Annotated in this window: 6 protein-coding genes; all 6 read left to right on the top strand. The window is 40.0% G+C overall.

Annotated elements, in window-relative coordinates:
• Positions 1 to 77: 77 nt before the first annotated feature.
• Positions 78 to 1,790: an IlvD/Edd family dehydratase gene (locus GD597_RS20870; RefSeq protein WP_171609859.1), complete on the top strand. Its 1,713-nt coding sequence runs from the start codon at positions 78 to 80 to the stop codon at positions 1,788 to 1,790.
• Positions 1,791 to 2,085: 295 nt separating this feature from the next.
• Positions 2,086 to 2,853, top strand: coding sequence for an SDR family NAD(P)-dependent oxidoreductase (locus GD597_RS20865; RefSeq protein ID WP_171609858.1), 768 nt, complete (start codon positions 2,086 to 2,088; stop codon positions 2,851 to 2,853).
• An 86-nt stretch (positions 2,854 to 2,939) separates the two neighbouring features.
• On the top strand, positions 2,940 to 7,103 hold the full coding sequence (locus GD597_RS20860) for a hybrid sensor histidine kinase/response regulator transcription factor (RefSeq protein ID WP_216368643.1): 4,164 nt from the start codon (positions 2,940 to 2,942) through the stop codon (positions 7,101 to 7,103).
• Positions 7,104 to 7,588: 485 nt separating this feature from the next.
• Positions 7,589 to 8,008, top strand: coding sequence for a hypothetical protein (locus GD597_RS20855; RefSeq protein WP_171609857.1), 420 nt, complete (start codon positions 7,589 to 7,591; stop codon positions 8,006 to 8,008).
• Between the two features lie 26 nt (positions 8,009 to 8,034).
• Positions 8,035 to 9,531, top strand: a complete 1,497-nt coding sequence (locus GD597_RS20850) for an LruC domain-containing protein (protein ID WP_171609856.1) — start codon at positions 8,035 to 8,037, stop codon at positions 9,529 to 9,531.
• Between the two features lie 540 nt (positions 9,532 to 10,071).
• Positions 10,072 to 12,948, top strand: coding sequence for a TIM-barrel domain-containing protein (locus GD597_RS20845; protein WP_171609855.1), 2,877 nt, complete (start codon positions 10,072 to 10,074; stop codon positions 12,946 to 12,948).
• The last annotated feature ends 6 nt before the right edge of the window (positions 12,949 to 12,954 follow it).

Genomic DNA, 12,954 nt, shown 5'->3' with positions numbered 1-12,954 from the left:
ATTGACAAGGGCATACGTGTTTTTATTTTATCTTTCCATAGTGAAAGTATTGCTACCATATTCAAATAAAAACAATCATGTCTTCAACATTGCGCAGTGCAAACTGGTTTGGTAAAAAAGGGAAAGACGGTTTTATTTATCGTGCATGGATGAAGAACCAGGGCATTCCATCTCATGAATTTAAAGGAAAACCCGTAATTGGCATTTGCAATACCTGGAGCGAACTTACCCCTTGTAATGCCCATTTCAGGGAATTGGCTGAATCTATAAAGCATGGTATTTACGAAGCAGGTGGTTTTCCTGTTGAATTTCCGGTAATGTCATTAGGCGAAACCCTAATGAAACCCACGGCCATGTTATACCGCAATCTGGTAAGTATGGATGTGGAAGAATCTATCCGTGCCAATCCATTAGACGCTGTAGTATTGCTTTGCGGTTGCGATAAAACTACACCGGCCCTGGTAATGGGTGCATGCAGCGTTAATATTCCCACTATTGTAGTTTCTGGCGGGCCCATGCTTACCGGTAAATACAAAGGGCAAAATATCGGCACATCAGATTTATGGCGTTTTGATAATGCCAATCGCTCAGGAGAAATGAGTGATGAAGAATTCGAGTTTGCCGAAGGCTGCATGGCCCGTAGCAAAGGCCATTGTGCCGTTATGGGTACAGCTTCATCCATGGCCTGTATGATAGAATCGCTGGGACTTTCTTTGCCAGGAAATGCTGCAATTCCTGCCGCTGATTCGCGCAGAAAAGTATTGGCACATATGAGCGGCCAGCGAATTGTAGCCATGGTAAATGAACAGCTAACACCGTCTCAAATTTTAAATAAACAGGCATTTGAAAACGCTATAATAACCAATGCCGCTATTGGAGGCTCTACCAATTTTGTGATTCATTTAATGGCCATTGCAGGCAGGGTAGGTGTTCCCCTGAATATGGATGATTTTGACAGGCTCTCCGCCAATATTCCATTAATTGCCAACCTGCAACCATCCGGCAAGCATTTTATGGAAGATTTGTTTTATGCCGGTGGACTGCCTGCTGTATTAAAAGAGCTGGATGTTTTTTTGCATAAGGATGTAATTACAGTAAATGGCAAAACAATGCAGCAGAATTATACAGATGCTATTTGTTATAACAGCGATGTAATTAGTACAGTTGCTGCACCCTTTAATCCACAATCCGGGGTAGTGGTGCTTAAAGGCAATTTATGCCCCGATGGTGCCGTATTAAAACCATCTGCCGCAACGCCGGCTTTGTTACAACATAGCGGTAAAGCCGTGGTATTTGAAAATATTGAAGATTATAAAGCCCGTATAGATATTGAAGACCTTGAAGTGGATGAAACCAGTATCCTGGTGTTAAAAAATGTTGGTCCAAAGGGTTATCCCGGTATGCCCGAAGTGGGTAATATGGGGCTGCCAAAAAAGCTGTTGGATAAAGGCATTACCGATATGGTGCGCATCAGCGATGGGCGTATGAGTGGTACTGGCTTTGGTACGGTGGTATTACACGTTTCTCCTGAAGCTGCAGTGGGTAGTGTGTTTGCGCTGGTGCAAAGTGGAGATATTATCCACCTTGATGTGCATGCCCGCACTTTGCAGCTACAGGTAAGCGATGAGGAATTGCAACGCAGAAAATTGATGTGGCAATCGCCGGTACAAATGGCTGCACGTGGCTATGTACAACTATATCAGCAGCATGTGCAACAGGCCCATTTAGGTGCCGATCTTGATTTTTTACAAGGCAGTTCTGGTAGTGAAGTAAGCAGGGATTCGCATTAGCCGCAATAGTGTAGTTGAGCCGGGCATTTGTTTTCATAGCATCGCCGCTTGCGTCGCACTCTTGTACGAATGGTACAAATATCAGCAGTTAATTGGGTGATTAAAATGGATCATGATGTACTTGCGAAATCAGAAAATGGCTGCTTTGCTGCGTATAGATTTGAACGCACAAGTGTGCGACGCAAGTAAAGCCGCTACATAATTTATAGCATGGCCCCAAAGCAACGCCATATAATAAAATATTGAACTTGTAGTTTGCTATATTTCTTTGATTGTTTGCCAAAATAACTATTACATGAATCAGTCTCCATTTCGTAATCAGGTGGCCGTTGTAACCGGTGCCGGAGTAGGTATAGGTTTTGAAATTGCACGTCAGCTTGCTTTGCAGGGCGCCTGTGTGGTATTAAACGATATTGATGAATCGCTGGCAAATACTGCCGCTGCAACTATTAATGCTGCGGGCGGCGTTTGCATGGCCATGCATGGCGACGCTGCTGATGTGGTTTTTATACAAACTATGGTGGCAGCAGCAGTGAAACGATATGGCGCAATTACTATTGCTGTAGCCAATGCAGGCATCACCCTGTTTGGCGATTTTTTAAGTTACGAGCCCGCTGCCTTACAACGTGTGATGAATGTGAATTTAAGTGGCAGCTTTTTTTTGGCGCAGGCTGCCGCCAAACAGATGGCAGAGCAACAGAGTGGGGGAAGTATTTTGTTTATGTCTAGCGTTACCGGACATCAGGCGCACCAACAGTTAACGGCCTATGGTATGACGAAAGCGGCATTGGAAATGCTGGCCAAAAGTTTGGTGGTAGAACTGTCTCCATTTAAAATAAGTGTAAATGCCATTGCTCCCGGTGCAACCGTTACCGAGCGTACCAGTGCCGATGTGGCTTATGATGCAACCTGGAGCCGTATCACCCCAATGGGCAGGCCTGCAACCGTGGCTGATATTGCCCATGCGGCGTTGTTTTTGGTATCGCCCTTATCTCGGCATATTACCGGCCAAAGTTTGGTGGTGGATGGTGGTTGGACATCAGTTAGCCCATCGCCTTATTGAAAAATTAGTTAGTTGAGATACAATATTATCCAATACGGTAAGTTTGTGCAAACGAGCTAACTAATGTGTTATGTTTGTTGTTGCCTATGAGAGTATTATTTATTTTACTGGTATGTTATTGCTGTGTGTGCCCCTATGTGCTTTTTGCCCAAAAAAAGCAGTACCAGTTTTCGCGTTTGGATAATACCAATGGGTTGTCTCATAATCAGGTGAATTGTATTTATAAGGATGCTACAGGATTTATATGGTTTGGCACCATGTCGGGTCTTAACCGTTTTGATGGATATGGCTTTAAAGTATTCCATCACAATATCAGAGACTCACAATCTATAGATGATGATTTTGTAAGACGTATTGCCGACGCACCGGAAAACAAAATGTTGGTGCAAACCATGAGTGGGGTAAATATTTATGACCCGATAACAGAGCATTTTATTAATGCTAAAACCTATCTTGACAAATTTGGCCTTCCCTTTTATTATTTTAAAAATGCGGTAAAAATAAAAGAGCAATATTGGTTTGCTTATGCCGATGCCGGAATTTTTAAAATTGATGCAAAAAAATCAACTACCTCATTTAAACATATACATGGCAAAGCCAATTCCATTGACAGTTCGTTTATTGAAGATATAGAGAAAGATTCCAAAAACAACCTGGTTGTTTTTCATAAAAACGGGATACTGGAACTGTTTAATACCCAAAAAAATGAAGTGGTTTATCGCACCTCAATTCCTTTGGCAGAAGCCCGTAATCAAACATATGGATACCGGATTTATGTAGACAATGATGATGATATTTGGTTATTTACGCCATCAGATAATTCAGGAGTTTTTTATGTAAATGCCAAAACAAAAAAAGTAACACATTTGTCAAGTAAAAATGGGCAGCTCAATAACGATGTGGTAAATGGGGTTGTGCAGGATAATAAGGGCAAAATTTGGATAGGTACGGATCATGGGGGTGTAAACATTATTGATAAGAAAGATTTTACCTCAGATATTATTAGTAATAGTGAAGACGATATAACCAGCCTCGCTCAAAACAGTATATACGCTTTATACAAAGATAATTTGGGTATAGTATGGGCTGGAACTTATAAAAGAGGCGTTTGTTTTTACCATGAAAGTGTATTTAAGTTTCCGCTATACAGGCATAAGTCTTCTGATATAAACAGTTTACCCTATGATGATATAAACAGATTTGTAGAGGATGCAAAGGGCAATATCTGGATTGGTTCTAATGGTGGCGGGCTGTTTTATTTTGATAGAAACAGCAATACCTATCAGATTTTCCGCCATAGCGAATTTAATAGTAATAGCATTGCCAATGATGTGGTGGTAAGCCTGTCTATAGATCATTTATCCCGTTTATGGATTGGCTATTATTTTGGAGGAATGGATTGTTATGATGGCAAAAATTTTATTCATTACCGGCATAGCGAAACCAATATCAATAGCCTTTCTGATGACCGGGTTTGGGATATTAAGGAAGATAAATCAGGTACCCTATGGATAGCTACCCTTTCCGGAGGGTTAGATAAATATAATCCCGTTACAAAACAGTTTACTCATTATAAAGCCGGTGCTGAAACAGGATTACATACAGGTTATCTATCTTCTTTACTTTTTGATGACGATAGCACATTATGGATTGCTACAGCAGATGGTATTGATGTAATGAATACGCGTACCCAAAAATTTATCCATTATGGTTCTCCCTCCCATCCGCTTAGTAATAATAATGCTACTTCTTTTTTAAAAGACCATTTGGGTAATATTTGGATTAGTACAAGGGATGGATTAAATGTGTTTGATAAAAAATCAAAAACCTTCCAATCGTTCAGTATCAATGATGGCTTGCCCGACAATACTACTTTGGATATGCTGGAGGATAAAGACCACCGAATATGGTTAAGTACGCCTAATGGATTATCATGTATTACACCAAAGCGGGACAAATCCGGCTATCATATTTCCTGTAAAAACTATAATGAGCTGGATGGTTTACAAGCCAAAACATTTAATGTAAAAGCTTCTCTTAAAACAAGCAGGGGCGAATTGCTTTTTGGCGGTAATAATGGGTTTAATTTATTTGAACCCAATGCTATTACTTTTAATACCAATCTGCCACAGGTAGCTTTTACCGGTTTTCAATTGTTTAACCGTACTGTTAATGTGGGTGATGTGCTGAATGGACATGTAATTTTATCCGAATCTATTGCCACTACAAAGCAAATTACCCTGCGCTACGATGAAAATATATTTACCCTTGAATTTGCTGCATTAAGCTTTGCCAATACTGAGAAAAACCGCTACGAATTTAAATTGGTAGGATTTGATAAAGACTGGCAACCAGGCGATAGTAAGTCAAGAAAAGTTACCTATACCAACCTCGATCCCGGCGAATATACCTTATTGGTTAAAGCTTCTAATGATGATAATATTTGGAACCAAACACCAACAGCTTTAAAAATAACGATCCTGCCACCATTTTGGAAAACACCGCTTGCTTATTTGTTGTACATGGCTGCCATTGCAGGCATATTGTTTTTGGCCAGAAAAATGATTATTGAGCGGGCAACCATGCGTTTTGCTTTAGCGCAGGAACGTAAAGAGGCACAACGAATGCATGAGCTCGATTTAATGAAAATAAAATTCTTTACCAACGTTAGTCACGAGTTTAGAACACCGCTTTCCCTAATATTAAGTCCGCTGGATAAAATTATCAGGCAGGCCACCGATTACGACGCTAAAAAGCAACTTTTACTTATACACAGAAATGCCAGGCGTTTGCTAAATCTGGTGAACCAGTTGCTCGATTTTAGAAAAATGGAAGTGCAGGAATTAAGGCTCAATCCTGTAAAAGGAGAGATTATCAAATTCATAAAAGATATTTCTTATTCCTTTACAGATATAGCGGGCAATAAACATATTCGATTCAGCTTTCATGCCTCTGTTCCTCAATTGTATACCCAATTTGATCAGGATAAAATTGAAAGAATTTTATTTAACCTGCTATCCAATGCCTTTAAGTTTACACCAGAAAATGGCAGCATTAGTGTTCAGGTAGATGCATTGGGTACAAATGCCGAAAACAGGTGTTTATTGGCCATAAAAGTAATAGATACCGGTATTGGTATACCCGCAGAAAAACATAAAGATATTTTTAACCGGTTTTTTCAACACGATTTGCCGGGTACCATTGTAAACCAGGGTAGTGGCATTGGCTTATCTATCACAAAAGAATTTGTAAAACTGCATAATGGAAATATTAGCGTAGAAAGTGAATCAGATAAAGGCAGCTGCTTTACTGTTATTATTCCCTTTGCAATACTTGCTGAAGCTGATTTACTTCAAGATAAGCAGGTATTAACACCCGAAGAAGAAACAGACCTTTTTGCTGATGATGAAACAAATGAAACAGCCACATTACCAGCAACGGTAACGCCTTCAACAGCGAATAAAAAGCCGGTTATTTTAATTGTAGAAGATAATGAAGATTTTAGGTTTTACTTAAAAGATAACCTAAAGGAATACTATACAATAGTGGAAGCAGGCAATGGCAAAGAAGGCTGGCAAAAAGTGCTGGCCATGCACCCCGAGTTGGTGATAACCGATATTGGTATGCCAATTATGAATGGTATTGAATTATGTAAAAAAATTAAGGGAGATGTGCGTACCAAACAGGTGCCTGTAATTTTGCTCACGGCCTTCTCAGGCGAAGAACAACAACTGCAAGGCCTCGAAACCGGCGCATCAGATTATATGACCAAGCCCTTTAATTTCGAAATAATGCTTTCGCGGATTAGAAACCTGTTAAGTACGCAGGCTACTTTTAAAAAAGCATTTACACGGCAGGTAGAAATAAAACCAACTGAGGTAGCTTTTGAATCCGCCGATGAAAAATTTATTCAACAGGCATTGGAGATTGTAGAAAAACATTTATCCGATACCAATTTTTCTGTAGAGGAATTAAGCCGCGAATTATTTATGAGCCGCGTATCTGTATATAAAAGAATTTTTGCGTTAACAGGTAAAACCCCCATCGAGTTTATCCGCTCCATTAGAATTACCAGAGCGGCACTTTTATTAGAGAAAAGCAATTTAACCGTGGCGCAAGTGGCCTACGAAGTGGGTTTTAACAACCCAAAATATTTTACCAAATATTTTAAAATGGCATTTAACCTTGTGCCTACTGAGTATGCTGCCGCCAAACGCAAGCAGGCAGCCGATAAAAAGAAGGAGGAATAACTGCACTGGCCAGTTTGTTTAAAATAGGAGTATTTATGTTCTAATGTTTTTATGTACCCGGCAATGGTACATCACTGGTCTTTACTTGCGTCGCACTCTTGTACTGCACCGCAATAAGCAACAAAATAATGGGCCAATTTAAAAGCAACAACTGTTTAAAGCTGCATTTTAGTCAACCGATGAAAGGATTGCGACGCAAGTAAAGATGCCATGAAAATCTGCAGCTGGTATCAGGCCAAATATTAAAATGCTGTCTAATACGGCTATCCAAAAAGCGTTTAGCAGTAAGCAGGCCCGGCTACAAAATCTAAATTGCACTAGAATTATTCGATGCAGTAACCAGTTTTAAAATCTTTTTGTATTCTGTGAGACCTTCGATTTAAAAGCCTATATCCTATGTTTTTAAACCCTTTATCCAAAGGTTCTACAGCATCAATTTAGAAGCACTGACAAGAGTAAATTCAAAGCAACCCAAAACCAAGATCATGAAAAACAAGCTTCACCAGATTGTTTCCATTTTATTATTTACGGCAGTAAGTACTACATCCTGTACAAAGGCTGTAGAAAAACCAACTACTGTAACTCCTGTTGAGCCTGTGGTGCAAGCTGCATCTACTTTTGCTGATATTAAAGTAAACTCATCTTTTGAATGGAATAATGCCCGCCAGGTTGCAGTAAACGTTGAGGGAATTGCCACTTCGGTACCTGTAAAAAATACGCTGTTCATAACTTCTGAAGATAGGAGTGAAGTATATTTTTCTGCCAATATTGCCATGAGCCAAAATAAACAAGCCGTTTTTTTATTACCCGAACATGTACGCACGGTATTAATCAGTTATGGCTCTATTCATAAAACCATACAGGTAACCGGTAACAATATTTCATTTAATTATTTGTCTAATTAATAAGCCCTAAAACTTTTGTATAAGCAATGATTTGTGTAAAAACATTTTATAAAACAGTTGGTGTATTAATGGCATCGTTTTTTGCCGTATTGCAAATACAGGCACAGGTAGCTTTGTCTAACCTTACTGCCGAGAATGGCAATAAAAACTATGATGCTGCTAATTGTTGGGGTTTTGAAGCGGTAAATTATACCAATACCAGCGGACAGGTTATAAATGGCAACTGGTCTATACGCACCGATGTGCCCACAAGTTTATCTCCGGCATCCTGTTTTGTAAAATCGCCGTTTATGAAATTATCGGCAGGCAATATTACTTTCAAAATTAAGTTTGAAGAACCTGCTAATGCTACCATAAGAAGGGTAATTGTATCATATATTCCATATTCGGCCAATGGCAACCGCAGGGAGGGCACGCTTATGCCTTTTGATTCTATCACCTATACGTATAGTGCTCAAACGCCTTTGCCTGTTACGGCTCAAAATTTGTCATTCCCCATACCCGCTGGTTTGGCCGATAATAACCAGCTCTATAAAATACAAATCAGTTTTGTGGGTAATGGTGGTACTTCTCGGTTTAATGCAGATGATTTGCATATTCCCGGTTTTTATTGGGCCGACCCCTCTAATAACTGCTATGAATTGGGGGCGCTAAACGATTCTGATCATGATGGTGTATCTGATGATTCGGATGCTTATCCACTAGATCCAACAAAAGCATATAATAGTTTTTATCCTTCCGGTAAATCTTATGGCACATTAATGTTCGAAGACCTTTGGCCCGGCACCGGCGATTATGATTTTAACGATCTGGTAATGAATTACCGCATCATAAAAGTTACTAATGCCGATAACAAACTGGTAGAAATAAAAGCTACTTATATTGTAAAAGCCATGGGGGCCACCTTTAAAAATGGCTTTGGTATTCAGTTAGACCATATAGACCCGCTGGCAGTAACACAGGTAACCGGTGTTAAAACCAATGGTGCATCCTGGTTACAGGTATCTGCCAATGGCACCGAAGCTAATCAGCAATACGCCACGGTAATTGTGTACGATAATGTAAGCGAACATATGCCCAATCCTGGCTCAATTGGCGTAAATACTACAATGGGCAAGCCCTATGTTACCCCCGATACTGTGCAGCTAAGCATCAAGTTTAACCCCGAAAGAATGATAGACCCGGCCGATGCCAATGTAAATCCATTTCTTATTGTAAATCAGGATAGGGGCCGTGAAGTGCATATAACCAATGCGTTGCCCACTTCTAAAGCCAATGCAGCTTTATTTGGTACCGCGCAGGATAATTCAATACCCGGTATTGGTAGTTTTTATAAAAGCAAGCTAAACCTAACCTGGGTGCTGGATATACCTGAGAATGTGCCTTATATGCAGGAAAAAGTTGATATTCTGTCGGGCTTTTTAAGACTAATTCAATGGGCACAAAGCAATGGTTTAACCAATACCGACTGGTATTTAAACCTCTCTGGTTATAGAGACGATACAAAGTTTTATAAACGCTAAAACATAATTTATTCAGAGTGTGGTTTTGGTTTAAATGGTTCGTACTTAGCGGGCCATTTTTTTTGCCCCATAATGAGCCGAACCCACAAGTGTGCGACGCAACCGGGTATAATAGTACCACTGGCGTTTGGCTCAAAAATAAAAGCTTTTGGTTGTGGTTAAATGCATTATTTGGTGGTGAGCGGCAGATACAAATGGCGGCTTTACTTGCCACGCTCGGTTCAGGGTTCCTCTTTTATGGCAACAAACGGGGTGTTTTTTGAATAAAAACTGCTTGTTTTAATAAGGTAAATTTGCTTTATGGCTGCTGGTAAAACCGCCCAATCATATTCAATGTAAAATTAATCTGAATGCATATTTTTTTGAGGTAGTTAACATTTAGCACCCTTTAAATAAACATTTTATACCCTACCCTTAACATTTCGATACCTATTCATTAGCATTTGGTTACCATACAATCCACCTGGTGCCAATAATTTCAGCATGTAAAGAAAATGCCAATAATCATTTTCAAAACTGCCAAAAATCTAACCAATTGCAATGACCAAAAAAGCCAACCATATAGGGGCACGCATTTTAATTTTCTTTGGTGCTTTTCTTTGTTTATTAACTACCAAAGCATATGCTCAGGAGTTTGTAAAAACAGCTAATGGTGTAATAATTTATACTAACAATAACATATCGGGTGGTACAGGTGCCGTTAGGGTACAAATAATAAGCCCCACCATCATACGTGTAACGGCAAGCCCATCAGCAACCTTCCCAGCGGTTGAAAGTTTAATCACTAACTATAAAAATTTACCTGCAGTAAATTGGCAGGCAGATAGTATAAGCAATGCTATTATAGTAAAAACCGATTCGCTAATTGTTACTGTTCAATGTTCAACCGGTACGGTTTCATTTACCAAACCGGACGGTACGCCTGTTTTAGCTGAGCGCCCCTATAATGGCCGCCACCTGCAACCTGTTGTATTTAGCGGACAGCCATCCTGGCAAATAAACCAACTCTTTGAACTGGCGCCCAATGATGCCATTTATGGACTAGGCCAGCACCAGGATGATATGTATAATTACCGCAACCAGCAGGTAACTTTTTTCCAGAATAATACCGAAGTGGCCGTGCCCTTTCTGGTGTCCAATCATCAATATGGTATTTTATGGGATAATAATTCTATAAGCCGGGTGGGCGATACCAGGCCATTCCAATCTATTGGCAGCCTAAAACTATTTGATAAGAATAATAAGGAAGGCTGGCTTACGGCAAGTTATAGTAACAACCATAACCAATTATCGCAGGTAGCTTTTACCAAAGCAGAATCTGATATTAACTACGAGTTTTTAAATGATTCTAAATTGTTTCTCCCGGCAGACTTTGACGTAGCACATGGTGCTATTACCTGGGAAGGTGCAATTCAATCAGGCTTTACGGGTATGCATAAGTTTAGGTTTACCTATGGCGGTTATATGAAAGTATGGCTAAACGATTCTTTATTGCTGGATAGATGGCGCCAGCCCTGGAACCCAGGTGTGGCATTGCTTAATCTGCCTCTGCAACAAAACAACAAATATCAAATTCGTATTCAGTGGATTCCAGATGGGGGAGAATCTTATATCTCCGTTAAATGGTTAAATCCCGTGCCCGAAGCAGATAAAAACAGCTTTGGCTTTTCTTCAGAAGCGGGTAAACATCTGGATTATTATTTTGTATATGGCCAAAATATAGATAGCCTAATTGCCGGTTACCGTTTGCTAACGGGCAAAGCTACCATGTTGCCTTCCTGGGCGTTGGGTTTTTGGCAAAGCAGGGAGCGGTATACCTCTCAAAAGGAAATTTTACAAACTGTTGATGAGTTTAGAAAAAGAAGAATCCCGCTGGATAATATTGTGCAGGACTGGAGTTACTGGAAACAGGACGATTGGGGTAGTCAGGTATTTGATACCACGCGTTTCCCCAATGCAGATAGCATGATACAACTATTGCATCAAAAATACCATACACATTTCATGATCTCTGTATGGCCAAAATTTTATAAAAATATTGATGCTTATAATCAGTTTAACGCCAAAGGTTGGTTATACACCCGCAATATTGCCAATGGTCAAAGAGATTGGATTGGCAAAGGCTATGTATCTACATTTTACGATGCATTTAATAAAGATGCGCAAAAAGGTTTTTGGGATTTGCTTAATACCAAACTATATAACAAAGGCATTGATGCCTGGTGGATGGATGCCAGCGAGCCAGATATTCTGTCCAATGTTAGTCCACAAAAACGTAAAGAAGAAATGCAGCCCTTTGCTGCAGGGTTAGCAGAAGAATATTTAAATGCCTACCCATTAGAAAATGCCAAAGGCATTTATGAAGGTCAACGATCAGTAAATGATACCAGCAGGGTGTTTATTTTAACCCGGTCGGCCTTTGCCGGTTTGCAACGCTATGCAGCAGCTACCTGGAGTGGGGATATTGCCTCCCGTTGGGAAGATATGAAGGCGCAAATAACTGCCGGCATCAATTTTAGCATGAGTGGATTGCCTTACTGGACAATGGATATAGGCGGTTTTGCTGTAGAGCACCGCTACGAAAAACCGAATTCAAAAGACCTGGAAGAGTGGCGCGAACTTAATACCCGCTGGTATCAGTTTGGTGTATTTTGTCCTTTGTTCAGGGTGCATGGTCAATACCCCTATCGTGAAATTTATAATACGTCACCCGAGGGGCACGAAGCCTATAACAGCATGTTATATTACGATAAGCTGCGGTATGCACTTATGCCATATATCTATTCAATAGCAGGCCAAACCTATCATAATAATTACACCATTATGCGTGGCCTTGTAATGGATTTTGAAAAAGATACAGCCACTTATAATATCCACGATCAATATATGTTTGGCCCCTCGTTGTTAATAAACCCGGTATATAATTATGGGGCTAAAAGCCGTAATGTATACCTGCCTGCCGGCCAGGGTTGGTATAACTTTTATAATGGCCAGTTTTATGAAGGTGCACAAACCATTACTGCCGATGCGCCTTATGGCAGGTTGCCCTTATTTGTAAAAGAGGGTGCTATCATTCCGGTTGGGCCTGCTTTGCAGTACACCAACGAAAAACCTGCCGATACCATTACACTGTTTGTATTTACGGGTAAAGACGCCGCATTTACACTTTACGAAGATGAAAATACCAATTATAGTTACGAGCAGGGGGCCTATGCCAATATTGGTATAAACTATAGTCAGCAAAACAAAACCATTACCATACAACAGCGCCAGGGCAGTTTTAAAGGCATGCTGTCAAAACGCATATTTAGAATTGTTTGGGTAACAAAAGATAACCATACCGGCATTATCGAAAATGCAAAAGCCAAAACGTTAATTCACTATAACGGTAAGGCCATAACTGTAAGAATGAAATAGGTTTTT

It is taken from the genome of Limnovirga soli (genome assembly GCF_013106755.1).
In the GTDB taxonomy this organism is placed as follows: Bacteria; Bacteroidota; Bacteroidia; order Chitinophagales; family Chitinophagaceae; genus Limnovirga; species Limnovirga soli.
The sequence above is the reverse complement of the archived record's forward strand: the minus strand, read 5'-3'. Positions and strand labels throughout refer to the sequence as shown.

Excerpts from the sequence above, each read along its gene's own strand:
- GD597_RS20865 (WP_171609858.1), top strand. The coding sequence starts at position 2,086 with ATGAATCAGTCTCCATTTCGTAATCAGGTGGCCGTTGTAACCGGTGCC.
- GD597_RS20850 (WP_171609856.1), top strand. The coding sequence starts at position 8,035 with ATGATTTGTGTAAAAACATTTTATAAAACAGTTGGTGTATTAATGGCA.
- GD597_RS20860 (WP_216368643.1), top strand. The coding sequence starts at position 2,940 with ATGAGAGTATTATTTATTTTACTGGTATGTTATTGCTGTGTGTGCCCC.
- GD597_RS20870 (WP_171609859.1), top strand. The coding sequence starts at position 78 with ATGTCTTCAACATTGCGCAGTGCAAACTGGTTTGGTAAAAAAGGGAAA.
- GD597_RS20845 (WP_171609855.1), top strand. The coding sequence starts at position 10,072 with ATGACCAAAAAAGCCAACCATATAGGGGCACGCATTTTAATTTTCTTT.
- GD597_RS20855 (WP_171609857.1), top strand. The coding sequence starts at position 7,589 with ATGAAAAACAAGCTTCACCAGATTGTTTCCATTTTATTATTTACGGCA.